The organism is Rhodoferax sp. P2_H8_2, assembly GCF_056403235.1.
The window spans coordinates 166,216-192,481 of sequence record NZ_JBFUFW010000001.1 but is presented as its reverse complement, the minus strand read 5'-3'; the positions used below and the strand labels follow the sequence as shown (position 1 = coordinate 192,481).

At 60.5% G+C, this 26,266-nt stretch carries 23 protein-coding genes and 3 tRNA genes; 16 read left to right on the top strand and 10 right to left on the bottom strand.

From position 1 onward, the window contains the following. The first annotated feature begins 207 nt into the window (after positions 1-207). From AC1DV6_RS00955 to AC1DV6_RS00905, 11 genes are all read left to right on the top strand, one after another. Positions 208-1,419, top strand: a complete 1,212-nt coding sequence (locus tag AC1DV6_RS00955; RefSeq protein WP_477974323.1) for a Yip1 family protein — start codon at positions 208-210, stop codon at positions 1,417-1,419. 45 nt (positions 1,420-1,464) lie between these two features. Beyond that, entirely contained in the window at positions 1,465-2,799 is a 1,335-nt protein-coding gene (gene folC, locus AC1DV6_RS00950) for a bifunctional tetrahydrofolate synthase/dihydrofolate synthase (protein WP_477974322.1), read from the top strand. A gap of 24 nt (positions 2,800-2,823) precedes the next feature. Further along, positions 2,824-3,609 (top strand): SPOR domain-containing protein, encoded by a 786-nt coding sequence (locus AC1DV6_RS00945; RefSeq protein WP_477974321.1) that lies wholly within the window; start codon positions 2,824-2,826, stop codon positions 3,607-3,609. Between the two features lie 14 nt (positions 3,610-3,623). Then, positions 3,624-4,118 (top strand): CvpA family protein, encoded by a 495-nt coding sequence (locus AC1DV6_RS00940; RefSeq protein WP_477974320.1) that lies wholly within the window; start codon positions 3,624-3,626, stop codon positions 4,116-4,118. A 10-nt stretch (positions 4,119-4,128) separates the two neighbouring features. Then, complete coding sequence (purF, locus tag AC1DV6_RS00935; protein ID WP_477974319.1) at positions 4,129-5,628, top strand: amidophosphoribosyltransferase; 1,500 nt, start codon at positions 4,129-4,131, stop codon at positions 5,626-5,628. A gap of 6 nt (positions 5,629-5,634) precedes the next feature. Further along, complete coding sequence (locus AC1DV6_RS00930; RefSeq protein WP_477974318.1) at positions 5,635-6,849, top strand: O-succinylhomoserine sulfhydrylase; 1,215 nt, start codon at positions 5,635-5,637, stop codon at positions 6,847-6,849. After that, the gene (gltX, locus tag AC1DV6_RS00925; protein ID WP_477974317.1) at positions 6,846-8,252 is read left to right on the top strand and encodes a glutamate--tRNA ligase; all 1,407 of its coding nucleotides are present in this window, start codon (positions 6,846-6,848) and stop codon (positions 8,250-8,252) included. Before AC1DV6_RS00930 ends, gltX begins: the two co-directional genes overlap by 4 nt. Positions 8,253-8,312: 60 nt before the next feature. Then, a tRNA-Ala gene (locus tag AC1DV6_RS00920) sits at positions 8,313-8,388 on the top strand. Between the two features lie 34 nt (positions 8,389-8,422). After that, a tRNA-Glu gene (locus AC1DV6_RS00915) sits at positions 8,423-8,498 on the top strand. 107 nt (positions 8,499-8,605) lie between these two features. Continuing rightward, positions 8,606-8,682, top strand: a tRNA-Asp gene (locus AC1DV6_RS00910). Positions 8,683-8,743: 61 nt separating this feature from the next. Then, the gene (locus AC1DV6_RS00905; RefSeq protein WP_477974316.1) at positions 8,744-9,400 is read left to right on the top strand and encodes a DUF1345 domain-containing protein; all 657 of its coding nucleotides are present in this window, start codon (positions 8,744-8,746) and stop codon (positions 9,398-9,400) included. A gap of 4 nt (positions 9,401-9,404) precedes the next feature. On the opposite strand, the gene AC1DV6_RS00900 is transcribed toward AC1DV6_RS00905, so the two are convergent. From AC1DV6_RS00900 to AC1DV6_RS00890, 3 genes are read right to left on the bottom strand one after another with little or no spacing between them, the layout of a single operon-like run. Beyond that, positions 9,405-10,259 (bottom strand): DMT family transporter, encoded by an 855-nt coding sequence (locus AC1DV6_RS00900; protein WP_477974927.1) that lies wholly within the window; start codon positions 10,257-10,259, stop codon positions 9,405-9,407. 47 nt (positions 10,260-10,306) lie between these two features. Beyond that, on the bottom strand, positions 10,307-10,807 hold the full coding sequence (locus AC1DV6_RS00895; RefSeq protein WP_477974315.1) for a methylated-DNA--[protein]-cysteine S-methyltransferase: 501 nt from the start codon (positions 10,805-10,807) through the stop codon (positions 10,307-10,309). A gap of 42 nt (positions 10,808-10,849) precedes the next feature. After that, on the bottom strand, positions 10,850-12,358 hold the full coding sequence (locus tag AC1DV6_RS00890; protein WP_477974314.1) for an AlkA N-terminal domain-containing protein: 1,509 nt from the start codon (positions 12,356-12,358) through the stop codon (positions 10,850-10,852). Between the two features lie 353 nt (positions 12,359-12,711). Between AC1DV6_RS00890 and AC1DV6_RS00885 the strand changes: the two genes are divergently transcribed. Genes AC1DV6_RS00885 through AC1DV6_RS00875 form a run of 3 tightly spaced genes read left to right on the top strand, consistent with a single transcriptional unit; the run spans position 12,712 to position 16,449 of the window. After that, positions 12,712-14,094, top strand: coding sequence for a phosphomannomutase/phosphoglucomutase (locus tag AC1DV6_RS00885; protein WP_477974313.1), 1,383 nt, complete (start codon positions 12,712-12,714; stop codon positions 14,092-14,094). Further along, positions 14,051-15,139 (top strand): lipopolysaccharide heptosyltransferase I, encoded by a 1,089-nt coding sequence (gene waaC / locus AC1DV6_RS00880; protein WP_477974312.1) that lies wholly within the window; start codon positions 14,051-14,053, stop codon positions 15,137-15,139. Before AC1DV6_RS00885 ends, waaC begins: the two co-directional genes overlap by 44 nt. Further along, entirely contained in the window at positions 15,094-16,449 is a 1,356-nt protein-coding gene (locus AC1DV6_RS00875; protein ID WP_477974311.1) for a 3-deoxy-D-manno-octulosonic acid transferase, read from the top strand. The genes waaC and AC1DV6_RS00875 overlap by 46 nt, the downstream gene beginning before the upstream one ends. Before the next feature lie 20 nt (positions 16,450-16,469). Here AC1DV6_RS00875 and AC1DV6_RS00870 read toward each other — a convergent pair whose 3' ends face one another. Genes AC1DV6_RS00870 through AC1DV6_RS00840 form a run of 7 tightly spaced genes read right to left on the bottom strand, consistent with a single transcriptional unit; the run spans position 16,470 to position 24,948 of the window. Next, a complete protein-coding gene (locus AC1DV6_RS00870) occupies positions 16,470-17,486 on the bottom strand; it encodes a cupin-like domain-containing protein (protein ID WP_477974310.1) in 1,017 nt (338 codons plus the stop codon). A gap of 12 nt (positions 17,487-17,498) precedes the next feature. Further along, on the bottom strand, positions 17,499-18,830 hold the full coding sequence (locus AC1DV6_RS00865; RefSeq protein ID WP_477974309.1) for a TolC family outer membrane protein: 1,332 nt from the start codon (positions 18,828-18,830) through the stop codon (positions 17,499-17,501). 52 nt (positions 18,831-18,882) lie between these two features. Next, the gene (locus AC1DV6_RS00860; RefSeq protein WP_477974308.1) at positions 18,883-19,224 is read right to left on the bottom strand and encodes a rhodanese-like domain-containing protein; all 342 of its coding nucleotides are present in this window, start codon (positions 19,222-19,224) and stop codon (positions 18,883-18,885) included. 14 nt (positions 19,225-19,238) lie between these two features. Further along, positions 19,239-19,916 (bottom strand): protein-L-isoaspartate O-methyltransferase family protein, encoded by a 678-nt coding sequence (locus AC1DV6_RS00855; RefSeq protein ID WP_477974307.1) that lies wholly within the window; start codon positions 19,914-19,916, stop codon positions 19,239-19,241. Between the two features lie 19 nt (positions 19,917-19,935). Then, positions 19,936-23,130: an efflux RND transporter permease subunit gene (locus AC1DV6_RS00850; RefSeq protein ID WP_477974306.1), complete on the bottom strand. Its 3,195-nt coding sequence runs from the start codon at positions 23,128-23,130 to the stop codon at positions 19,936-19,938. Positions 23,131-23,134: 4 nt separating this feature from the next. Then, positions 23,135-24,277, bottom strand: a complete 1,143-nt coding sequence (locus tag AC1DV6_RS00845; RefSeq protein ID WP_477974305.1) for an efflux RND transporter periplasmic adaptor subunit — start codon at positions 24,275-24,277, stop codon at positions 23,135-23,137. Between the two features lie 8 nt (positions 24,278-24,285). Continuing rightward, on the bottom strand, positions 24,286-24,948 hold the full coding sequence (locus tag AC1DV6_RS00840) for a TetR/AcrR family transcriptional regulator (protein WP_477974304.1): 663 nt from the start codon (positions 24,946-24,948) through the stop codon (positions 24,286-24,288). Positions 24,949-25,135: 187 nt separating this feature from the next. Between AC1DV6_RS00840 and msrA the strand changes: the two genes are divergently transcribed. Further along, positions 25,136-25,675 (top strand): peptide-methionine (S)-S-oxide reductase MsrA, encoded by a 540-nt coding sequence (msrA, locus tag AC1DV6_RS00835; RefSeq protein ID WP_477974303.1) that lies wholly within the window; start codon positions 25,136-25,138, stop codon positions 25,673-25,675. A 48-nt stretch (positions 25,676-25,723) separates the two neighbouring features. Continuing rightward, the gene (locus AC1DV6_RS00830) at positions 25,724-26,254 is read left to right on the top strand and encodes an SRPBCC family protein (protein WP_477974302.1); all 531 of its coding nucleotides are present in this window, start codon (positions 25,724-25,726) and stop codon (positions 26,252-26,254) included. Positions 26,255-26,266: the final 12 nt, after the last annotated feature.

Here is a 26,266-nt window from a genome sequence, read left to right as displayed (position 1 = left end):
TGGCATGACGGTTTAAGCGACTTTTCGCAACACTCGCTATCGTTTTGCGAAGCTATTGACGCTTTGTGGCTTGTAACACTATCGCGCTGCGACGTGTCCCGATATATAGTGCTTGCCTCATGGCGCTTGCCCCCGCTATGGCGATGGGGCTTATGCGGGTAGGCGTGTGTAGGGCCTACCCTAACTTCCACTTTTTTGGGAATCCTTATGAACCTCGTCGAACGCGTGCAGGCTATTTTGCTCAAGCCCAAGGACACATGGCCCGTCATTGCCCAAGAGGGGGGAGACGTCGCCAGCATTTACAAAAACTACGTGGTCATCCTCGCCGCCATTCCCGCGGTTGCCACCTTCATTGGCATGAGTGTGATTGGTGCGGGCGCTTTTGGCGTGAGCTTTCGGGTGCCCATCCTCACGGGCTTGGCCAACCTGGTGGTGGGCTATGTGCTGTCTTTGGTGATGGTGTATGTGCTGGCCCTGATTGCGAACGCGTTGGCCCCTACTTTTGCGGGTGAGAAGAACGCCCTGAATGCTTTCAAGCTGATCGCCTACGCATCGACTGCGGGCATGGTGGGCGGTATTTTCAGTCTCTTGCCGGGTCTGTCGGTACTGGGCCTGTTGGCGGCGCTGTACTCCATTTACCTGATTTACACCGGCATCCCGCCCTTGATGAAATCGTCGCCGGACAAGGCCATTGGCTACACCGCAGTCATTGTCGTGTGCGGCATCGTGGCAGGCGTGGTCATGGGTCTGGCCAGCAGCATGTTCACCCGCGGCGGCATGATGATGGGCGGCATGGGTGGGACTTCGGAGCACGCGACCTTCAAGGTGCCGGGCACGGAGGTCACCCTGGACACGGCCAAGATGGAAGAAGCCAGCCGCAGGATGGAAGAGGCCCAAAACAAGGGCGACCAGGCAGCCGCTGGCAAAGCCATGGGCGATCTGATGGGCGCGGCACTCGGCGGCCAGGGCGGTAAGCCGATTGCGCCAGAAGCACTCAAGGCCTTTGTTCCCGAGACGTTGAGCGGGCTTGCCCGTTCCTCCATCGAGGCACGCTCCGATGGGGCCATGGGCATGACCTTTTCCAGCGTTGCTGCCGGCTACACCAAAGATGCCCAGAGCATGGATGTCAAGGTGCAGGATCTGGGAGGCGTGCCTGCCTTGGCTCTGGCCATGGCGGCTTGGTCCAACAGTACGATGGAGCGGGAAACCCAGACAAAGGTTGAGCGCGTTTATCGCAAAGACGGCGTTTCAATGAAAGAAGAATATGCCAAGGACGGCAGCCAGGCTGAGATGGCCATGTTGCTCGGCAATGGCGTCATGGTGGAAGTACGAGGCAACGGGCTGGGTATTGACGCCGTGCGTGCGGCCTTTGGGTCCATGGACGTCAAGGGCTTGGGGGCGCTGGCCCGGCCCAAATAAGGGCAGATGCGGGAGCGGCTTTGGTGGGAGACAATTGCGCCCACCATGCAAAGCACTGCTCCTTCCAGCCTCTCTACCCTTAACGACTGGCTCGCCCACTGCGAGCGCCTCCATCCCCTCGGCCAGCGGGGCATAGAGCTCGGCCTGGAGCGCGTGGGCGATGTGGCCAAGCGCATGGGCATTCGCTTCAATTGCCCGGTGATCACCGTCGCTGGTACCAACGGCAAAGGCTCCACTTGCGCAATGCTGGAGTCCATCCTGGGCCAGGCGGGTTACAAAACCGGCGTCTACACCTCGCCCCATCTGGTGCACTTCGAAGAGCGCTTGCGGCTTAATGGCGAAGCGGTGGATGCTACGAAATTAGTAGCTGCTTTCGCACGTGTAGAGAGCGCTAGAGGCCAAAAAGGCTCTGAAGTTTCGCTCACCTATTTCGAGTTTTCGACGCTGGCGATACTGGACATCATGGCCCGCTCCGCGCTGGATGTAGTGATCCTGGAGGTAGGGCTGGGCGGCCGGCTGGATGCGGTCAACATCATTGATCCGGACTGCGCGGTGATCACCAGCATCGACCTGGACCACATGGAATTTCTGGGCCCGGACCGTGAATCGATTGGCCGCGAGAAGGCAGGCATCATGCGCACCGGCGTCCCGGTGGTGGTTAGCGACCCGATGCCACCGCAAAGCGTGCTCGACCATGCAATGGAAGTGGGCGCTGACCTGTGGCGTGTGGGGCAGGATTTCAATGTGTCCGGCGACAAGCAGCAATGGGGCTGGGCCGGGCGCGGGCGGCGCTACAGTGGGCTGGCCTATCCGGCGCTGCGCGGTGCGAACCAGTTGGTCAATGCCTCCGGCGTGTTGGCTGCACTGACCGCGCTGCGCGAGAAGCTGCCGATCACGGCACAGGCCGTGCGCAACGGGCTGGCGTTTGTCGAGCTGCCGGGCCGTTTCCAGATCATCCCCGGCCAGCCCACGCTGGTGCTGGACGTGGCGCACAACCCGCACTCGGTCGCGGCACTGGCGGCCAATCTGGATGCGATGGGTTTCTTCCCGACCACGCACGCGGTATTTGGCGCGATGGCCGACAAGGATCTGGCGCCGATGTTCGCCAAAGTTGCGCCAATGATCGACCGCTGGTATTTCACCGATTTGCCGTTGGCCCGGGCCGCGAAAGGCACCGATTTGCAGGCGCGCTGGACGGCGCAAAACACCCGCAAAGATGCGGCTGCTGAGGCCTACTCCGACCCCATGGGGGCATTGCAGGCAGCCATCGCTGCCGCAGACCCCGCTGATAGAATCGTCGTCTTTGGATCGTTCCATACCGTGGGTGGCGTTCTGCACGAGGGCGTACCCCGCATGCAAGCCAAACACTTGAACACCTAAGTCACCACGGACAGCACTCCACACATGGCATTTTTCAAGTTCCGCAAAGGTGGCGACGAGCAAACTGCTCCCAGCCCGGCCCCCGAAAGCGTAGAAGCCCTGCGCCGCCGCGCTCGCCACCGCCTGATTGGCTCTGCGGTGCTGGTACTGATCGGGGTGATCGGCTTCCCGCTGGTGTTTGATAACCAGCCGCGGCCTGTTGCGGTGGATATTCCGATTGAGATTCCGGACCGCGCCAAGGTTGCGCCGCTGACCACGCTGCCAGCGCCCGCAAAAACTGCCGCTGTCAGCACGCCGACTGTGCCACCTGCTTCGGAGCCTGCTCCAGTGACCACCGCGCGCGCCTCCGGCGGCACGGTGTCGCCCGCACCAGTTGCATCTGCAGCGACCGTGGCGAAAGTTGCGCCCAAACCGGAAGCAAAACCAGAACCCAAGCCTGCAGAAGTCAAACCTGTAGAGAAACCCGTTGAAAAGGTCGCTGTCAAGCCGGTCGCCAAGCCCGACGAAGCCGCCAAGGCACAAGCCCTGCTGGAAGGCAAGGACGTGCCCAAGCCCGTGGCCGCAGCTTCTGCCGCCGCAGGTGCCCGCTTCATCGTCCAAGTTGGCGCCTATGCCGATGTGGTCAAGGCGCGCGAGGCGCGCCTGAAGCTGGAGAAGGCTGGTCTGAAGACCTATACCCAAGTGGTGAACCCGCCCGAAGGCAAGCGCATTCGCGTTCGCGTCGGGCCGTATGAATCCAAGGCAGAGGTCGACAAAGTGGCCGAGAAGATCCGCAAGCTGGATCTGTCTGCCCAGATTCTGGAACTGTAAGGGCCGCCTCGCGCATGGCGTTGTTGGATTGGGCCTTTATCGCCGTGCTGCTGTTCTCCATGTTGTTGGGGGCTTGGCGCGGGTTGGTGTACGAAGTGGTGTCGGTAGTGAGCTGGATTTCGGCATTCGTGCTGGCGCAGATGTTCGCGCCCGATGCAGCGCACTACTTGCCATTGCATGGCTCCAGTGAGGTCGTGCAGTACGCAGCCGGTTTTGCGGTCGTGTTTATCGCGTGCGCCTTCATCGGCGGATTGCTGGCGTTTCTGATTTCCAAATTGGTAGCGGCCATCGGGCTGGCGCCAGTGGACCGGTTGTTGGGTGCGGCGTTTGGCGCGGTGCGTGGAGTTGTGTTGGTGTTGGCGGCCACCGTGGTCGTTGGCATGACTCCGTTGCATACGCAGGCTTGGTGGCAAGAAGCGACAGGGCCGCACATTGCGAGTGCTGTGTTGAGGGGCCTGAAGCCGCTATTGCCGCAAGAGTTCGGAAAATATTTACCTTTAGAAGTGTGAGCGTTCAACCATGTGTGGAATCGTTGGTGTTGTCAGCAATGCCCCAGTCAACCAGCTGATCTATGACGCGCTGCTGCTCCTGCAACACCGCGGCCAGGACGCAGCCGGCATCGTCACGCAGCAGGAACGCAAGTTCTTCATGCACAAGGCCAAGGGCATGGTCAAGGACGTTTTCCGCACCCGCAATATGCGCTCGCTGCCGGGCAACTGTGGCCTGGGCCAGGTGCGCTACCCGACTGCGGGCAATGCCTTCAGCGAAGAAGAGGCACAGCCGTTCTACGTGAACGCACCGTTTGGCATCGTGCTCGTGCACAACGGCAACCTGACCAATGCGCCCGCCCTGAAGAGCGAACTCTTCAGCGTGGACCACCGCCACATCAACACCGAGAGCGACTCCGAAGTGTTGCTCAATGTGCTGGCGCACGAAATTGAAAAGACCACGCGCGGTTTGCCACTGCAAGCCGTTGACCTGTTTGCTGCGGTAGCCAATGTGCACAAGCGCGTGAAGGGTTCCTATGCAGTGATCGCGTTGATCGCCGGTCACGGCGTGCTCGCGTTCCGCGATCCGTTTGGCATTCGCCCGCTGTGCCTCGGTCGCAATGACGCGACCTGGATGCTGGCCAGCGAATCCGTCACGCTGGAAGGCACGGGCCACCAGTTCGAGCGCAACATCGAGCCCGGCGAAGCCGTGTTCATCGATCTGCAAGGCAAGGTCCATGCGCAGCAGTGCGCAGACAAGCCGGTGCTGTCGCCGTGTATTTTTGAATTCGTGTACCTCGCCCGTCCCGACTCGGTGATGGACGGTATCTCGGTTTACCAGGCGCGCTTGAACCTGGGCGAAACGCTCGCCAAGCGCGTGATCTCGACCGTGCCGCCGAATGAGATTGATGTGGTGATTCCGATCCCCGAATCCAGCCGCCCCAGCGCCGCGCAACTCGCGCAACTGCTGGGTTTGCCGTACCGCGAAGGTTTTGTGAAAAATCGCTATGTCGGCCGCACCTTCATCATGCCCGGCCAGGCCGTGCGCAAAAAATCCGTGCGCCAGAAACTCAACGTGATTGCCAGCGAATTCAAGGGCCGCAATGTGCTGCTGGTGGACGACTCCATCGTGCGCGGTACGACCAGCAAGGAAATCGTGCAGATGGCGCGCGATGCCGGTGCGAAGAAGGTGTACCTCGCCAGCGCAGCGCCGCCGGTGCGTTACCCCAACGTCTATGGCATTGACATGCCCACGCCCAATGAACTGGTGGCACACAATCGGACCGTCGAAGAGGTGCGCGAATACATTGGCTGTGACGAACTGATTTACCAGGATGTGGATGGCATGAAGAAGGCCATTGGCTCGCTGAACAAGCGCATAGCCGACTTTGACGCGTCCTGCTTTGACGGCATCTACGTGACCGGTGACATCACGGCCGACGACATCTTGCGCATCAACGAAAACCGCGTGGGCGGTGATGAGTCGCAGGAAGATACATCGCGTCTGGCGTTGCCCAACCATGTGGACTGATTGCCCATGACCGACAGCACCTTACCCCCGGGCCTGCATCCCGCCACGCTCGCGGTCCGCGAAGGCGCGGCCCGCAGCGCCTATGGCGAAAACTCCGAGGCCCTGTTCCTCACCAGCGGCTATGTCCAGCCTACGGCCGCCGCATCGGCAGCCCGTTTTGCCGGTGAAGAAGACGGCTACACCTATGGCCGTAGCGGCAACCCCACCGTCACCAGCTTCGAACGTCGCCTGGCCGCGATGGAAGGCGCCGAGGCCTGCATGGCGACGTCCACCGGCATGTCGGCCATCATGCTGATGTGTTTCAGCCTGCTCAAGTCTGGCGACCACGTGGTGTTCTCGCAGTCCATGTTTGGCTCCACGATCAAGCTGATTGGCAGCGAGTTCGCGCGTTTTGGCGTGGAGTCCACGATGGTGCCGCAGGCGGACCTGGCTGCGTGGAAGGCTGCAGTGCGCCCCAATACGCGCCTGCTATTTGCTGAGACGCCCACCAACCCGCTGACCGAACTGTGCGACATCGCCGCGCTGGCGGACATTGCCCACAATGCTGGCGCGCTCCTGGCCGTGGACAACTGCTTTGCCACGCCGGTGTTGCAGCAGCCGCTACGTCTGGGTGCCGACATCGTGATGCACTCGGGTACCAAGTACCTCGATGGCCAGGGCCGCGTGATGGCCGGCGCCTTGTGCGCCAGCGAAACCATGGTTCGCGAGAAATTCCTGCCAGTGCAGAAGAACTCCGGCATGGTGCTGGCCCCGTTCAATGCCTGGGTCGTGCTCAAAGGTCTTGAGACGCTGGAATTGCGCATGAAGGCGCAGAGCGCGCAGACTTTGCAACTGGCGCATTGGCTGGAGGCCCATCCCGGTGTGGCCCGTGTGTACTACCCTGGTTTGGTCAGCCATCCGCAGCACGCATTGGCCGTGCAGCAAATGAGTGGCCTGGGTGGCGCCGTGCTGTCCTTTGACGTGAAGGCATCCACGCCCGAGCAGGCACGAACGCGTGCCTTCCATGTGCTGGATTCCATGCAAGTGCTGTCGCTGTGCACCAATCTCGGTGACACCAAGACCCTCTGCACCCATCCCGCCAGTACCTCGCATGGCAAGCTGGCCGAAGCCCAGCGCCAGGCCGCCGGTATTGGCCAAGGCTTGATCCGCGTGGCCGTTGGCCTTGAATACATACATGACATCACCGCCGACTTGGCGCGTGGTCTGGATACCGTGAAATGACAACAACAAAGATTCGCACGCGCATCGCGCCTTCTCCCACCGGCTTTCTGCACCTGGGCACCGCCCGCACCGCGCTGTATTCGTGGGCCTACGCCCGCCATTTCGGCGGCGAGTTTGTCTTGCGCATTGAAGACACGGATGTGGCACGTTCCACGCAGGATTCGGTCGATCAAATTCTGGCCTCCATGAAGTGGCTCGGTCTGGAGTACAACGAAGGCCCGATCTACCAGATGCAGCGACTGGACCGCTACAAGGCAGTGGTCGATCAAATGATCGCCGAGGGCAAGGCCTACTACTGCTACAGCACGCCCGAAGAACTGGACGCCGTGCGCGAAGCCAAAAAGGCACGCGGCGAGAAGGCGTTGTACGACGGAACCTGGCGCCCCGCACCCGGCAAAACCTTGCCGCCTGTTCCCGAAGGTGTGAAGCCCGTGGTGCGCTTTTGCAATCCGCAGGATGCCGACGTCACCTGGATCGATCTGGTCAAAGGCCCGATCACGATCAGCAACCGCGAGATCGATGACCTGATCATCGTGCGCACCGATGGCATCCCGACCTACAACTTCGCCGTGGTGGTGGACGACTGGGACATGCAGATCAGCCACGTGTTCCGCGGCGACGAGCATATCAACAACACGCCATGGCAAATCAACATCTTCAATGCTCTGGGCGCAGCGTTGCCGCAGTTTGGCCATTGCCCGGTGATTCTGGGCGATGACGGGCAAAAGCTGTCCAAGCGCCGCGGCGCGGTCAGCGTCACAGCGTATGAAGACGGCGGCTATTTGCCCGAAGCAATGTTGAACTACCTGGCCCGTCTGGGCTGGAGCCATGGTGACGAAGAATTGTTCACCCGCGACCAACTAGTCAGCTGGTTTGACGGCACGCACCTGAACAAAAGCCCCGCGCAGTGGGACCCGGCCAAGCTGCTGTGGGTCAATGCGCAGTACATCAAGCAGGCCGACAACACGCGCCTGGCGAAGCTGGTGGCGGAACAATTGGTGAAGCAGGGCGTTACGCTGTCCTCTGACGTGATCGAATCCCGCTTGCCGCTGGTCTGCGCCTTGTTGAAAGACCGCTGTGATACGACGGTGGCTTTGGCGGGCTGGGCAGCGAAGTTCTATGCCGATGTCACCGTGGATGCTGCCGAGAAGGCGCAACACGTGACGGATGCGGTGAAGCCCGCTGTGCAAATGCTGGCCGAGAAGTTGGCGAATTGCGCGTGGGACAAGGCCAGCATTGGTGCCGTGATCAAGGAAGTGCTCGCTGCAACGGGCCTGAAAATGCCGCAATTGGCCATGCCGGTGCGGGTTTTGGTGGTGGGAACACCCCAGACGCCGTCGCTGGATGCGGTGCTGGAATTGGTCGGAAGAGAAAAAGTATTGGGTCGCCTTGCTGCAGCCTAATTTTTAAGGCTATAATTCGAGGCTCAGAAACTGAGAATACTTCTTTAGAAGATTTCTCCGGGGGGTATAGCTCAGTTGGTAGAGCGCTTGCATGGCATGCAAGAGGTCAGCGGTTCGACTCCGCTTACCTCCACCAAAGTTTCTGAAAAACGGATTAGTCCCCAGGTTTTGACCCCATCGTCTAGAGGCCTAGGACATCACCCTTTCACGGTGAGTACCGGGGTTCGAATCCCCGTGGGGTCGCCAAGATTCATCATCTGATGATCGAAGCGCAAGTTGGTAACAGCAAGCTCGAAAGAGTTTGCGACTTGGCTCGAAGTTCAAGGACTTAGAGCGAATGGTTACCGCTACCAGGAGTGGTAGTTCAGTTGGTTAGAATACCGGCCTGTCACGCCGGGGGTCGCGGGTTCGAGTCCCGTCCACTCCGCCAAATATGGAAGCCCCGTCACTATGTGTCGGGGCTTTTTCATTGGCGCGGCACAATGCCGTCCATGCACAAGCACTTTTCCGAGACCAACAGCCACCAAAGGTTGCTTTACGCAGGAGCCGTTGGCCTGCTCATTGCCTTTTTGCCGTTGCCCATTCCCTGGCAATCCAAGGCGCTGTTGGCGTGGTCTGGTGGGGCGGCGACCTATCTGGTGTTGGCTTGGTTGCTGGCAATTCACTTTGATGCGGCGCGCACGCGCGAGCGCGCGCAAGCGCAGGACCAGCCAGGCATCCTGCTGTTTCTGATTTTGTTTTTGTCCGTATTTGCCAGCAGTGCGGCGATTGCCGTCATGTTGCAGCATGTCAAGGACCTGGACACCGCGCCGCGCCTGGGGCACTTGGCGTTGTCGATGCTGTCGCTAGGTGCGTCCTGGCTGCTAATGCAAACCATCTTCGCTTTTCGCTACGCGCATGTTTTCTACCAGCAGGAATTGTTGGATAAAAAAGGCGGTGGCCTGGAGTTTCCAGGCAAGCTGCCGCCCGACTATTCCGACTTTCTGTACTACGCCCACGTCGTCGGCATGACCTCGCAGGTGTCGGACGTGGTGGTGACGTCGCGCACCATGCGCCACCTGACGTTATTGCACAGCGTCAGCGCCTTTGCCTTCAACATGGTGGTGCTGGCGCTCAGCATCAATGTGATGGCGGGGGCCATCCAATAGCCTGTTACTTTCTGCTGAACTTCACCAACCCGGTGGACAAGGCAGTGCCGACAATGATCACCGCACCACAGATCAGCATCCACGGCGTCACCGTTTCACCCAGCAGCACGACACCGTAGAGCACAGCGAATACCGGAATGGCGAAGGTCACTGACAGAGCCTTGGCCGGGCCGGCACGCTCGATAATGCGGAAATACAGGATGTAGGCCACGCCGGTGCAGATCACGCCGAGCGCCGCAATCGCGAGCCAGGCGTGGGTGGATACCGGATGGTCAGGCCAAGTCCACGCTGCCAATGGCACCAGCACCACCGCAGCACTCAACTGGCTGCCCGTGGCCGACACCAGTGATGGCACACCGGCCATGTAGCGCTTGGTGAAGCTGGCGGCGATGCCGTAGCAAATGGTGGCGAGCAGGCAAGCGAGCACAGCCCAGCCAGTAGACAGACCTGATGCATCCGGCTTGAAGCTGGCCTTGTCCCAGGCCAATAGCGCGACGCCCGCGAAACCGATCAGCAAACCCAGAATGCGTGAGCCATGCGGGCGGTCTTTCAACCAGGCCCAGGCGATCACCGCGCCGAACAGCGGCACGGTCGCATTCAGGATGGACGACAGGCCGGTGGTGATGGACAGCAGCGCGTAGGAGTAGCAGGCGAAAGGAATGGCGGAGTTCAATACGCCGACGACCAACGTCAATTTCCAGTGCTGCTTCAGCGACGCGCCCAAGCCTTTGTACAGCACGATGGGTAGCAAGAACAGCGCGGCAATCGCCACGCGCAGCCCTGCGGTGGGCAGCGCGCCAAACTCGACCGCGCCCATGCGGATGAACATGAATGATGCGCCCCAGATGGCGGCCAGCATCAGAAAGTCCGCGAACCAGGCGGGTCGTGCGGATGAAGAAGCAACGGTCACAGAAATCCTTCCAGAGTAAGTAAAGCGACCTTGCGGTCCAGGCCACCGGCATAACCGGTGAGCGAGCCATTGGCGCCGATCACGCGGTGGCAGGGCACGATGATGCTAAACGGGTTGCGCCCCACCGCTGCGCCCACGGCGCGCACTGCGCTGGGTTTGCCGATGCGCTGACCGACAGCGCCATAGCTGACGGTCTCACCGGGGGGAATAGTCAGCAAGCTGTGCCACACGCTTTGCTGGAATGCGGTGCCGGAGGTCAGGTCGAGCGGCACATCAAAGTGTTTGCGCTTGCCGGAAAAGTATTCCAGCAACTGTTTTGCTGCCGTGTCGATCACTGCATGGCTTTGAACCGGTGGCCATTTCTGCAGTTCCGAGGGCCAGTGCTGCTGGCCTTCAAACCAGATGCCAACCAGCGCGTCGTCGTGTGCGGCGAGGGTGATATTGCCCAGTGGGCTGTGGATTTCACTGCGAACCGGGAGATTTTTGAATTTAGGCATAAAAAGTGGCTCTAAAGCTCATGGAATGTGCGTAAGCAGCTATTAATTTGATAGTGTTGACCAGGCGCGAACGACGGCATAGCTGCGCCAGGGGCGCCAGACCTGTGACGCCAACTCGGCCGCCTGCGCGGGATTTTTCTGGGTTTGAACATCCAGTGCCTTGTGCAACGCCACATCGCCGTTGGGGAAGGCGTCGGTCCAGCGCAGTGCACGCATCGCGATGTAGCTGGCGGTCCACGGGCCAATGCCGGGCAGGGCTTGCAGCGCAGCCATCGTGTCCGCTACCGGCGCGCCGGGTTGCAATGGCAAGCCGTCATGGACGGCACGGGCCAGCGCCTGTATCGCGGCCTGGCGCTGGCGCACGATGCCCAGTTGACCCAGGGCTTCGGGTGATACGGTGGCCAAGGCATTGGCGGTGGGAAAGGTATGGCTCAGCGCGGGCCACGGCGTGGCGATGGGCGTGCCCAAGGTCTGCACCAATCGCGTGGTCAATGTGCGGGCCGCCTGCACAGTGATCTGCTGGCCCAGTATGGCGCGCACACCCAGTTCAAAGCCGTCCAGCGTGCCCGGTACCCGTAGACCTGCGCGCCCGGGGAAACTTTCACCCAGCACTGCTTCAATTGCCTGCGGGTCGGCATCCAGATCGAGCAGTGCGCGCAAGCGGGCCATCAATGCGGGCAATACCGGGGCCAGCGTTTCGCTGATCTCGAACACCACATGCATGCGCTCCGGCGCAAAGCGCAGGCTGACCCAGCCGCGCAATGTCTGGCCTTCGTGCGCCCACTCCAGTGTTCTGGCGTAGTGACCCGCGTCCACCTCTGCCAGTTCGACGCCGTCAACCGTGCGCTTCGCAAAGAACTGCAGCATCGCAGCAATGTCGTACGGCGGTCTGTAGGAGGCGCGCAACGACAGACTGGCGCGTGCTGCGGGTGTCTGTATGCCCTCGGTCTTGCGCAGGTCGCGCGGCTGCAGACGGTAGTGCTCCACAAACGCCGCATTGAAACGTCGCACGCTGGCAAAGCCGCTGAGAAACGCCACCTGGGTGACCGGCAGGCGCGTATCGGTCAACAACTGCTTGGCCGTCAACAGTCGGCGTGTTTGCAAATATTGGAGGGGCGACACGCCCCAGTGCGCTTCAAAAATGCGGCGCACATGGCGCTCGCTGACACCCAGCTTGTCGGCAAGCAGCGGCATCGAGACCGGGCCTTCGCTCCACTGGTGTGGCGCGTCGAGCAATTGCGCCGCCTGGCGCGCCAGGATGCCGGATGCGTCCTGGCTGGACCAGGCCGGTGCCAGCGTGAGGCTGGCGTTGGCGGGGGCCAGTTCGGGGCGGCAGCGCATGCACGGGCGAAAACCGGCGTTCTCGGCTTGGGCGGCCAGCACAAAGAATTTGCAGTTCTCGCGTTTGGGCGTGCGCACCCGGCAGACCGGGCGGCAGTAGACACCGGTAGACGTCACGCCCGTGAAGAAGTGGCCATCAAAGCGCGCGTCATGGGCCTTGAGCGCCAGGTAGCAGGCGTCGTCAGAAGGGGGCGTGATGGAGGAGACCATGGGGACGATGATACGGATACCGTGCAGACGGATGCGCCATTTTCGGACATGATGTGCAGATGCCGCGTTGCGCTCTGCATTGGTTCCTGCCGGGGTGGGGAATACCAGGAGGCCTCATGGTGTGCCTAAGGCCACACAAATCGGCTTCCCGACACTCCCCACACCGGCGAGAAGGGGCAGCGTGTAGCGGCAACTGATAACTACCATTCGAACGTGGAATGGGGACTGTGCGGGGCCGATATGTGCGCGTTTGGCACTCGGGAGGCCCCGCACAGTCCCCGTTTCACGGTGCGCTTACCAACGTAGTTCAAAGACTCCCGGCGCCTACAATGCCAGCCGGAACCGGAGACCCCATGCAAGTAGCCAGCAGTATTTTCAAAGCCTATGACATTCGCGGCATCGTGCCGCAAACCGTGACTGAAGACGTTGCACTGGCCTTGGGCCGTGCTTTCGGCACGGTGGCACGCCAGCAGGGTGAAACCACGGTGGCCGTCGGTCGCGATGGGCGTCTGAGTGGCCCCGGCCTGTCGGCAGCGCTGATGCGCGGTCTGCAGGACGCAGGCATCGCAGTGATTGATGTGGGCATGGTCACCACGCCCATGTTGTATTTCGCGGCCAATACCCTTTGCAAAAGCGGTATCCAGGTTACTGGAAGCCACAACCCCAAGGACTACAACGGTTTCAAAATGGTGTTGGGTGGCCGCGCAATTTATGGCGATGACATTCAGGCGCTGCGCAAGACCATGGAGTCGGAAAGCTGGGCGCTGCAAGCGGGCGGTTCGCGGCGTTCAGTGGATGTGCTGGCCGATTACACGGCGCGCATTGTCGGTGACATCAAACTCGCGCGGCCCATGAAAATCGTCGTTGACTGCGGCAACGGAGTGGCCGGTGCCTCGGCCCCCGCCATCCTGCGCGCTATTGGCTGTGAGGTGCAGGAGCTGTACAGCGAGGTGGATGGCAATTTTCCGAATCACCACCCGGACCCCAGCAAGCCGGAAAACCTGCAGGATGTGATCAACGCGTTGCGCGGTGGAGATGCAGAACTGGGTCTGGCCTTTGACGGCGATGGCGACCGTCTCGGCATCGTCACCAAAGACGGCACCAATATTTACCCCGACCGCCAGATGATGCTGTTTGCGCGCGATGTTCTTTCTCGCGTTCCGGGCGGCACCATTGTTTACGACGTCAAGTGTTCGCAGCGCCTGGCACCGGCCATTACTGCAGCGGGCGGAAAACCGCTGATGTACAAGACCGGCCATTCGCTGATCAAAGCCAAGATGCGCGAGATCGATTCGCCACTGGGCGGCGAGATGAGCGGCCATATCTTCTTCAAGGAACGTTGGTACGGTTTTGACGATGGCACCTATGCGGGTTGTCGTCTGCTGGAGATCGTCAGCCGCGTGGCCGATGCGAGTGCGTTGTTGAATGACTTGCCAACCAGCTTCTCGACCCCCGAGTTGAACGTAGTGTGCGCCGAAGGCGAGCCGCATGGACTGGTGGATCGGCTGGTTGCAAAAGCAGATTTCCCGGCGCCTGCGACGATCAACACCATTGACGGATTGCGTGTGGATTGGCCGGATGGCTTTGGCCTGGTGCGCGCATCCAATACGACACCTGTATTGGTGCTGCGTTTTGAGGGGCACACACAAGCGGCATTGGATCGCATCCAAAAGGCAATGCTGGAACTCCTGCATGCGGTCAAACCCGACGCGCACTTTGCGGCTGCAGCCCACTGAAAGCGTAGACGTTTTGCGCATACTGATAGTCAAGCTGTCGTCGCTGGGCGACGTGGTGCACGCGATGCCTGCGGTGCAGGACATTCTGGCGGCCCACCCGCAAGCCAGGATTGACTGGGTTGTTGAGAGCGGCTTTGTGCCGTTGGTACAGCGCTGCGTGGGCGTGAAGAACGTCATTGCCGCAGACCTGCGGCGCTGGCGAAAAAATCCGCTCGCTGCGCAAACGCGCGCGCAGTGGCGCGCCTTCAAGGCGCAACTGCAAGCGCAGGCGTATGACGCGGTGATTGACTTGCAGGGTCTGACCAAGTCGGCGCTGGTTGCAGGACTGGCACGCACCACTCCGACAGGAAAGAAATTTGCGTTGGCCCACCGCACCGATGGCTCCAGTTACGAAGCCCCGACACGCTGGGTGGCAGACGTGTGTATTGCCATGGAGCCGCATGTGCATGCGGTGCAGCGCTCGCGCTTCATGTGCGCCCAGGCTCTGGGTTATGCCGTCACAGGGCCTGACCGGTTTGGTCTGCGCGCAAGCCCCGAATCGCTGGCTGCAACGGCAGATAGCAGCGCGGGCAACTCGTTTGCGCCGCGCAAGCCGGTGGTCGCACTGGTGCATGGCACGTCGCGCGCCGACAAGCAGTGGCCGGTAACGGACTGGATTGAAGTGGGGCGGCGACTGAACCACCATGGTTTTACGGTGGCACTGGCCCATGGCAGTGCTTCGGAAAAAGCCACCAGCGAGGCCATCGCAGCGCAGTTGCCCGACGCCTTGGTTTGGCCGACGATGGGCCTGGATACGCTGATCGACACCATGGCGCGTTGCGCCGGGGTCATTGGCGTCGACAGCGGCTTGAGCCATATTGCCGTGGCGCTGGATTTGCCGCATGTACAGATCTACAACTTCGATACTGCCTGGCGCACCGGGCCAGAGGTCGACGCTGGACAAAAAGCTGCGCGGCAACTGAGCGTGTTCGCGAGTCCCTATCCCGATCTGGAGGCGGTATGGCAGGCCTGGGAATCCCTGGCCACACCGGCGCTGTGCCGATGACGCGATGGCTCTATTCCGTGCTGACGTGGTTGGCACAACCGCTGTTGCGCCGCAAGCTGATGCAACGCGCGTTGGCGGAGCCCGAGTACGGTGAACACATCGAAGAACGTTTTGGCTACTACGACGGGGCTACAGCGCAACTGGCGCAAGGTGGCGGCTTCATCTGGGTGCATGCGGTGTCGCTGGGCGAAACGCGTGCGGCCGAAGTTTTGATTCAGCAACTGCGGTTGCAATTGCCCGGCATGCGCCTGTTGCTGACGCATGGCACCGCTACCGGGCGTGTGCAGGGCCGCGGATTGTTGCTATCGGGCGATGTGCAAGTCTGGCAGCCCTGGGACAGTGTGGGTGCTGTGCGGCGGTTCATTGAACAGTTCAAGCCACGTATCGGGCTTCTGATCGAAACCGAAGTGTGGCCGACGCTGACTGCAGAGTGCCAGCGTGCGGGTGTTCCCTTGTGTCTGGTCAATGCGCGGTTGAACGAGACTTCACTGCGCAAGGCATTGCAGCTGCGTTGGCTCTCCAGTCCGACCTATGCGGCGCTGACAGCCGTGTGGGCGCAGTCGCAGAACGATGCCGATCGATTACGGCAAGTGGGAGCGCCCGTGCGTGGGGTGTTTGGCAATTTCAAATTCGATACGCAACCCGATGCGGCACAGCTGCAGCGCGGGCAGGCGATGCGCAAAATTTCAGCGCAGCCAGTGCTGATGTTTGCCAGTTCACGTGAAGGCGAAGAAGCCATTTTCCTCCAGATTCTCAAGGAAAAATGGCCGGGAAGCCGCACAGAACGTGCGCAAGCAGCTATTAAAAGTGAAGCAACCGCTGTGCAATGGTTGATTGTTCCACGCCATCCGCAGCGTTTTGAGGAGGTTGCCACGCTGTTTGAGGCAGCGGGTTTCTCGGTATCGCGACGCAGCCAATGGATCGGCGACACGCCGCAACCAGCGGATATCTGGATGGGTGATTCAGTGGGCGAGATGCCGATGTATTACGGCATGTCTGATGTCGCTCTGTTAGGCGGCAGCTTCGCGCCGTTGGGTGGGCAAAACCTGATTGAAGCGGCGGCCTGTGCCTGCCCCGTGGTCATGGGCCCGCACGTGTTCAACTTTGCGCAGGCTTCGGAAGCGGCGGCAGAAGCAGGAGCGGCATTCGCAGTGTCCGACATGCCATCTGCGGTGGACAAGGCGTTGGCACTGCTGTCAGACACCACCGCCCTGGCGCAGGCACGTCAGCAGTCACTGGGACTTTCGCGCGCGCATGCAGGCGCTGCGAAGCGTACTGCCGAAGCGGTGCGTGGTCTCTTGCTCGGCTAGCGGGTCGCCCGCATTCGGCGCTAAAACAGCGCCTTGAATTTGGCCTCGATCTGCTCGGGTGTCAACGCACCCTCCACGCCTTTGACCGGCGCAGGCAAATGCGCTCCAGCATCGCCATTGGCTCCGAAGGCAAAGTGCGAGAAGATGGCGCCCCATGCCTCCTTCTGCGCCGCGTCGAGCTCTTGCATGCTGAGCATGCAATGCAGCAGGGCTTTGACCGGGGACAAATGGGCAGGTGGTGACGCAACCAGCGGCTCGCGCCACCAGTAGTTCACCAGCAGATTCAGCGGGTCGAACGAACGCACATGGTGCCACCACACGGGCGGAATGTAGATTGCGTCGCCGGGTGCCAATTCTGCAAATGAGGCTGCGTCCAGGGCCTCCTGAAATTTGGGAAAGCGCTCGAAATCCGGATCTTCCAGTGACACCAGGCTGACGGGCGCGCCTGCCGGCGTGAACTCCAGAGGGCCTACATACAGGTTGGCAACCTGCTCCGGTGGAAAAAGGGTGAAGCGCCGTGTGCCGCTGACTACGCAGGCAAGGTTGTGGGGTTCATCAAAGTGAGCCGGTGTGATGAATGCGTTGCCAATCCATAGGCGCGGAGAAACCAGGCCACCCAGTATGGGCAGCAGGTTTTCCTTCTCGAACTCAGGCATGCATTCAGCAACGGGTGCACATTGCATGGCCACGGAAGGTGGCGTATCAAAATGCGAATACCGCACGATCTGACGGATGACATCCGTGAGCGACAGTTTGTTGCGGATGAAATTGAATCCATCAAGACTGCTGTTGTAGAACATGCGCCCCCGAAACTCGGGGGGCACAAGCACTACATCGCTGTGCTTTCCACTGTCTCTCGCAATCAGATACTCGCAAAGCGCTTCGGCACTTTGCGTGGCATGGCGCACTGCAGGCCAGTTCTGCACCAAGCCCCGAAGGATAGCCGGTTGTCGGGTCGGCAATATCTCTGTGCGAAACAGATGCTCATCGACATGCGCCCATTCCCGAATCGGGCGCACCGCTGCCTGACCGGACATCCGTGCTGCCGATTACTTGGCGAGCAGGCTGTTGATGGGCTGCAGGTCGTCGGCCATCAGCGTGCCAGCGACCTGGCGCAGCTTCAGTCCGCCCACCAGCACGTCATAACGCGCCTTGGCCAGCTTGGCCTTGGTGTCATACAACTGGCTTTGCGAGTTCAGCACGTCAATGTTGATGCGCACGCCGACCTGGTAACCCAGTTTGTTGGCGTCCAGCGCGCTTTGCGTGGAAATCTCGGCGGCTTCCAACGCCTTGACCTGTGCCGCACCGGCTTGCAGACCGAAGTAGGCAGTACGTGTGCCCTGTTCGACTGCGCGCTTGGTGGCTTCCAGATCCGTGCGGGCCTTGTCTTCCAATGCCACAGTTTCCTTCACGCGGTTGCGCACAGAGTTGCCTGCAAACAGGGGAAGATTCAGTGTCACGCCAATTGTGGTCTGGTTGATGCGCGCATCGCTGGTGTTGGTGTAGCTGCCGCCATTGACGGTGGTGTAGTTGGCACCCAGATCTACGGTCGGCTTGTGGCCGGCCTGGGCCTTCTCGGTTTCGAGTTGGGCGACTTCCAGCGCTATGCCGAGTTGTTGGACGTTGGGGTTGCGTGCAATCGCATCGCGCACCCATTGCTCGATGTCACCACCCTGAGGGGCCCCCAGGGCAACCGGGGTAGCCATTGGTTTGGGGATGGCGTTGGGCATCCCGACCAATTGCGTCAGCGCCAGCAATTTCACGCGCAGATCGTTGTCCGCGGCAATTTCCTGGGCAATCACCAGGTCGTAGCGGGCCTGGGCTTCGCGCGAGTCGGTGATGGTGGAGGTACCGACTTCGAAATTGCGCTTGGCCGAGGCGAGCTGTTCACCCACCGCAGTCTTCTGGCTCTTCACGAAGGTCAGGTTGTCGCTGGCAGCCAGCACGTCGAAATACGCCTGGCTGACGCGCACGATCAAATCCTGCTCGGCGGCTTCCATCTGCGACTTGGCCAATTCGGTCTGCTTCTTGCCTTGCTTGTAGCTGGCCAGATTGGCCGGGCGGTACAGCGGCTGGGAAGCGGCAAGCGTGTTGGTCTGCGTGTTGAAGCTTTTCTCCGACAGGGGCTGAGGCTCCTGCGTCGTGCGCGTCAGGCTGGACTGCAGGCCCACGGTCGGCAGCAGCAGTGCCTGCGCCTGGTCCGCGCGCGCCAATGTCGCGTCGTATTGCGAACGGGCGGACTGGAACGAGGCGTCATATCCGCGTGCTGCGTTGTACAGGTCCACCAGGCTTTGCGCTTGTGCGCTGGCGGTGAATCCAGCGCCAAGCAGCAGCATCAGAGGCAGCATGCGCAGGGAGAAGCGGGGTGTAGTGCGGTTCATGGAGGTCTTTCTCAGGGCAAAAATAGGGTGAGTGGAATGAAGTGCTGCGGGATCAATAGCGGGCAATGGACGGATCGAGTTCGACAGACCAGGCATCAATGCCACCAGCAATATTGGCGACCGATACAAATCCGTTTTGGCTCAAATACATCGCCACCTGCATGCTGCGGCCACCGTGGTGGCACAGGCAGGCGATGGGTTGTTCCGGATCCAGCTCCTGCAGCCGCGCGCCCAGCACGCTCATCGGAATGGTGAGCAGGTTAAGCCCGGCATTCGACACGTTGGCCACCTGCAGCTCATGGGGCTCGCGCACATCCAGCACCACAGGCTGCGTGTCTGCGGGTGCGGCAGCGATCCATTGCTGGAGCTGGCTGGGGCGGATTTGATCAATCATGGCTGTTTGGCGCTTCAGAACTGGAAGCGCGAATGCTCGGAAAAATTCTGCAGGCGCGGTGCAATCGTGTCCCAGGGGTAGGTGGTCTTGAAGTTGTTGGCGTTGGTGCGGGTGATGACCGTGGCGCGCATCACCGGTTCATCGCCGACGATGGCGACCAGTCGCCCACCCACTGCGAGCTGCGACATCAGGGCATGCGGTACTTCGGCCACCGAACCACTCAAAATGATGGCGTTGAACGGGCCTTCGGATTCCAGACCTTTGGAGCCATCGGCCACGCGCACTTCAGCGTTGTCAATACCGGCAATCTGCAGGTTGTTGCGCGCCATGTCGGCCAGTTCGGGCAGCAGCTCCAGGCTGATCACGCGTGCGGCGCGATGCGCCAGCAGGGCGGCCATGAAGCCGGAACCGGCGCCGACTTCCAGCACCTTGTCCGTCTTCTTCAGCGCCAGGTCCTGCAGCATGCGCGCCTCCAGGCGCGGGGCCAGCATGCATTGGCCGCCGGGCAGCGGAATCTCCAGATCGGCAAAGGCCAGCGCACGGTGTGCGGCAGGCACAAAGTCTTCGCGGCGAACGACCGATAGTAGTTCGAGGATGGCGGTGTCCAGCACATCCCAGGGACGGATCTGCTGCTCAATCATGTTGAAGCGTGCCTTGTCGACGCTGGTGCTGCTCAAATTCATCATATTCATACTCCAGAGGGTCTTCCTATCAGTGAACAATTCTACCGGGCGGGGTCTTTTTCCCAGCCCAAATGCGCTGCAACCACATAGCCAGATCGTCCATGTAGCAATACATCACCGGTACGACCACCAGCGTCAACAGCGACGAGGTAATCACGCCGCCAATCACGGCCTGGCCCATCGGTGCACGGGTCTCCGAGCCTTCGGTCAATGCAAAGGCCAACGGCACCATGCCAAAAATCATCGCCAGCGTGGTCATCAGAATGGGGCGCAGACGCACTTTGGCGGCCAGTAGCAGTGCCTCGCTGCGCGGTAATCCGGGCACGGTCTGGCCGGTGGCATCGACGGTGTCTTCGCGGGAGCGGATCGCAAAGTCGACCAACAAAATCGCATTTTTGGTCACCAGACCCATCAGCATCACCACGCCAATGATGGAGAACATCGACAGCGTGGAGTTGAACATCATCAGCGCAAGCACTACGCCAATCAGCGTCAGGGGTAGGGCGGTCATCAGCGCCAGCGGTTGCAAAAAGCTTTTGAACTGGCTGGCCAGAATCATGTAGATGAACAGGATTGCCATCACCAGCGCCGAGACGGCATAGGCAAAGGATTCCGCCATGTCCTTGGTCGAGCCACTGAACTTGTAGCTATAGCCGGGTGGCAGTTGCATCGCGTCCATCGCCTTGGTGATGTCGGCCGAAACTTCACCGGCCGAACGGCCCGACACGTTGGCGCTGATCGACACTTCGCGCGTCAGGTCGCGCCGGTTGATCTGGTTGGCGCCGGTGGATTCCGTCACGGTGGCCACTTGGTTCAGACGCACAACGCGGTTGCTGCCATCGGCATTGGTACCCATTGCAAAGGGCAGCATGTTCAGGTCTTGCGGGCTGCTGCGGGATTGGGGCGCCAGACGCACATTGACATCGTAGGTCTGGTCATCTGGTGCGCGCCAGTTGCTAACCGTCTGTCCGGCGACCAGTGTGCGCAGCGAAGTGCCGATTTGTGCGAGGCTGAGGCCCAGGTCAGACGCCGCATCGCGTTTGATCTGTACATCAAAGGTGGGCTTGTTGGGCTTCACGCTGGAATCCAGATCGACCAGACCCGGAATGCCGCGGATTTTCTCCAGCGCGATTGCCGTGAGCCGCTCCAGCTCGGTTGTGTCCGCGCCCTGGATCGAAAACAGAATCTGCTTTTGGCCGCCCACCGCATCCAGCAGGCCGGTGTGCGTCACGGTGATACCCGGCACCTGGCGTAGCCGCTCGCGCAGCACGACCGACATCTGGTCCACGCTGCGGCTGCGCGCCTTGCGATCCACCAGACGGATATAGACGCTCGCGTACATCTTGCCCTGCGCGTTACCGGTGTTGATCGTGGTCAGCGTGTAGCGCACCTCGGGGAATTCGCGCAGGATGCCTTCGACCTGTCTGGCCTTGGCCTCGGTGACCTCCACTGAAGATCCCACCGGCGTGTAGAAGTTCAGCGAGGTCTCCGAGAAATCGGACTTGGGCACGAACTCGGTGCCCAACAGCGGCACCATAAAAATGCTGGTCACAAAAATGGCCAGAGCCATCATGACGGTCTTGAGTTTGTGCACGAGCGCCCAGCGCAGAATGCTTTGGTAAGCATCGGCCAGTCCATCGGTCGCGCGATCAAACCAGCCTGTCACGCGGCCTATGGTTTTGTCGTAAATGGTGACCGGCGGGCCTGCGCGGCCATGCGACTCAATGCTAGGGTCATGCCAGATCGACGACATCATCGGGTCCAGCGTGAAGCTGACAAACATCGAGATCATCACCGCAGCAACGATGGTCAAGCCAAACTCATGGAAGAACTTGCCGATGATGCCGCCCATGAAGCCAATCGGCAAAAACACCGCGACGATGGACAGCGTCGTCGCCAGCACCGCGAGGCCAATCTCCTGCGTGCCGTCCAGCGAGGCCTGAAACGGTGTTTTGCCCATTTGCACATGGCGCACGATGTTTTCCCGCACCACGATGGCATCGTCAATCAGCAGGCCCACGCACAAGGACAGCGCCATCAACGTAATCATGTTGATCGTGAAACCCAGCATGTTCATGAACAAGAAGGTGCCGATCAGTGCAATGGGCAAGGTCAGCCCCGTGATCACCGTGGAGCGCCAGGAGTTCAGGAACAGGAACACGATCAGGATGGTCAGCGCCGCGCCTTCAATCAGTGTGCGGCGCACGTTCTCAACCGATACGCGGATCTGCCGTGAGCCATCCAGGATGGGCTCCAGTCGCACGCCAGGCGGCAACTGCTTTTGCATGTCCGCTAAGGTTTTGGTCAACCCGTCAACGACAGCGATGGTGTTTTCGTCTTGCGACTTCTGCACGGACAGCAGCAGCGTGCGCTGGCCGTTGTACAGCGCCAGGCTTTCCACTTCCTGCGCGCCATCGCTGATGCGGGCCACCTGGTCCACCCGAATCGGCGCGCCATTTTTGCGCGCGACGATGATGCGGCCAAAGTCTTCCGGGCGCTGCATGCGTGCCTCGATCTGCACCACGCGCTCCTGGTTTTTGTTCAGCAGCGTGCCTACCGGCAAATCCTGGTTCTCATTGCGCACCGCGTTGGCAACCTGGTCTGGTGTTACGCCAAAGGCTTCCAGCGCCTGCGGGTTCAGGTAAATATTGATTTCGCGCTTGGTGCCGCCGACGATGGTGGCGGAGCCCACGCCGCGCACGTTCTCCAGCCGCTTCTTGAAGACCTGATCGGCCCAGTTGGTCAGCTCCACCGCACTCAGAGGCTTCACAGCATTATTGCTGCTATCAGGAAGCACCGCGACCGACCAGATCGATCGGGCCGACGGATCAAACCGCAGTACACGCGGCTCTTTCACTTCATCGCGCAGCAGAGGCTTAATCGACGCGACTTTTTCGCGCACATCGTCGGCGGCTTTGCGCCCATCAATGTGCAGGCCGAACTCGATGATGACCACCGACTGGCTCTCATAACTGCGCGAGGTCAGCGCGTTGATACCGGCAATCGAGTTGACGCCTTCTTCAATCTTCTTCGAGACTTCGCTCTCCACAATCTCGGGGGATGCGCCGGGGTAGTCGGTGATGATCACCACGACCGGGAAGTCGATATTCGGGAACTGGTCCACTTGCAGCCGCTGCAGCGAAAACAGCCCGAGCACCACCAGCGCCGCCATCATCATCGTGGCGAAGACCGGGTTGTTCAGGCTGACGCGGGTGAACCACATGGTGCTATTGCGCAGCCGGAGTGGTCTGTTTCAGCGTAGCCGGTGTTCCGGCGCGAACGGTGCCTACCGAGCCTTGCAAGACCAAAGCGCCTGCAGCAATGCCTTGCACGGCCACCATGGTGTCTCCTTTGTAGTCGCCGCGGTTGCCGGGTTGCACCGTCATATGCACAACCTGCCCATCGGCGATCACTTGCACATATGGCTCAGGCTTGTCGGTGCGCACGCTTTGCAGTGGCACGGCAAGCGAGCGGGTGGTGGCGGTGGCCAACGTGCCTTGCGCAAACAGGCTTTGGCGCAGGCCGTCGTTTTTTTCCAGTGCCAGATACACCAGTACCGCACGGCTGCCCGCGACGGCGCTTGGGTTGATGCGCACGACTTTGGCAGTCAGCGGAGCGGTCGATCCCTCGACCGTCAGCGTTGCGCGTTGCCCGACTTTGACGCCCAGCGAATCCGCGGCGCTCAGGTTGGCTTCGAGTTCCAGGTGGCGCAGGTCAACGACTTCCACAATGCGGGCGTCGATGGATACGCGCTCGCCGGGTTGCGCCAGACGCTGGGCAATCTGTCCATCCATCGGCGAGCGCAGCACCGTGTCTTCCAGCGCCTTGTTGGCCACGTCGACACTTGCCTGTGCCGCGCGGTAGGTTGCCTCTGCCGCAGACAGGTTGGAGGTGGATGACTCCAATGCCGTCTTGGAGATAAAGCCTTGTGCAACCAGTGAGCTGTTGTTGTCAAAACTGCGCTTGGCAATGTCGACCTGGGCCTTGGCGGCCTCGGCCTGCTGCTGGGCCTGACGCGCACGCGCCTGCGATTCGATGGGGTCGACCCGGGCAATGATCTGGCCGGCTTTGACGAAATCACCCTCGCGCACCAGTAAGTTCTGCAATTCGCCCGCAACGCGCGCCTTAATGAAAGCCGAGTTGGTGGCCTTCAACGGGCCGGAGATGGGCAGGCCTTGGCTCAGGGGCAGCATCTGGGCTTTCCAGACATCAGTGGAGGCTAGCTCCATGGCAGCGGGCGCCTTCTGAGCAGCCTGCTGCGCTTCCAACGCGTCTTTTTGTGACTTGCGGCTGGAGATCGCGCGTGCGGCACCTGCTGCGATCACGACGACCACGAGCGCAAGCGCAGTCCATTTCAGCCAGGGTTTCATGGGGGCTTTCAAGAGGCGCTCAAGCCATGCAGGATGGTGTCGAGCTGCGAATCAATGTATTTTGCGGGGTCCAGCGTGACGCGCGCATCACCACAGGTGCCCAGCGAGTGCTTCCACATCGCGAGAAACAGCATCGGCGCCAGCACACTGTAAACGCCATAAGTGACATCCATGGGACGAAATTCTCCGCGGTCCACGCCGCGCTGCAGGATGCGTCGGATCAGGTCGTCACCGGGCTGTATCACTTCCGTTTGGTAAAAACGCGCCAATTCGGGGAAGTTGCCAGCCTCACTCATCATCAGTTTCGAAATGCCCGAGGCCTGGGTTGCGCCAACTCGCTCCCACCAGCTGTGCATGCAGTAGCGCACCAGTTCGGCGCTGCTGCCCTGGTACTGCTCCAGTTCCTGCGCCCATTCGGTAAAGCGGCCCGAGATGTTCTCGCGCACCACGGCCTTGAACAGCTCTTCCTTGCTGGAAAAGTACAGAAACAGCGTTCCCTTGGAAACGCCGGCGCGCTGGGCTACTTCTTCCACCCGGGTCGCGGCGTAACCTTTTTCTACAAAAAGGTCCAATGCAGCGGCCAGCAACTCGCCCGGACGGGCTTCCTTGCGGCGTTCACGCTTGGCACGCACCGTGGCGGCAATCTGACAAATATTGAGGGAAGGGACCATAAATTACTGACTGATTGGTTAGTAATATAACTTTTTTGCCCCCTTTTCGTCAATGAACAGACGACCAAACGCCTAAACACGGTCACCAATTGCAATATTGGGGGACGAGCCGGTAGACCCTTGCGCCAGCTTTCCAAAAACGAGGGGCTTAAGATGCAAAGCAATAGTTTTTGTTCTGGAGACGCAGATGGATGAAGCGAGTCAGGTCATTACGTTGGGCGGAGGCTGTTTCTGGTGCACGGAAGCGGTCTTCAAGGAAGTAAGGGGCATCACCGACGTGGAGTCCGGCTACAGCAATGGCCATGTCGTAAACCCGAGCTATGAGCAGGTCTGCACGGGTGACACCGGCCACAACGAGGTCGTGCGTCTCACGTTTGACACCACCCAGATCAGCTTGCGGGAAATCCTGGAGATCTTCTTTGTGATCCACGACCCAACCACCTTGAACCGTCAGGGCAACGATACGGGGACCCAGTACCGCAGCGGCATCTATTTCAGCGACCCGGCCCAGGAGCAGGTGGCTGCCGACGTGGTGCGCGAACTGAAAGAAAGCGGCATCTACAAGAGCCCAGTGGTCACCGAGATACTGCCCGTGCGCAGCTATTGGCCTGCCGAGGAGTACCACCAGGACTTTTTCGAGCGAAACCCCAACCAGGGCTACTGCATGGCGGTGGCCGCGCCCAAGGTGGCCAAATTTCGCAAGACCTTTACAAGACTGCAAAAATAATCGCTTACCCTTGACCCTCAGGATTCACGCCGTACTTAGGAGGCCGCCATGATCAAGAAGATTCTCGGAGTTGTAGCGCTGCTGTTGGTGCTTTTGCTGGCTTATGCCGCGACGCGGCCTGATACGTTTCGCGTGGAGCGCTCGGCCACGATCAAGGCGCCGCCGGACAAAGTGTTCGCCTACCTGAATGATTTCCAGAAATTCGGCGCATGGTCGCCGTGGGAAAAGCTGGACCCGGCCATGCAGCGCACCTTCAGCGGCCCAGCCACGGGCGTGGGCTCGGTTTATGCTTGGAATGGCAATAGCGACGTGGGAGCGGGCCGTATGGAGATCAAGAGCGTTGAACCCAACGCCAAGGTCACCATCAAGCTCGACTTTTTGAAGCCCTTTGAGGCCAGCAACACGACCGATTACATTTTGCAGGCGAATGCTGATGGCACTACAAAGGTCACTTGGGCCATGTACGGGCCTATGCCCTATATCAGCAAGCTGATGTGCATCTTTGTCAGTATGGACGCGATGGTAGGCAAGGACTTTGAGCTGGGGCTGGCCAATCTGAAAGCAGCCGCAGAAAAATAGACAGTAAGAACA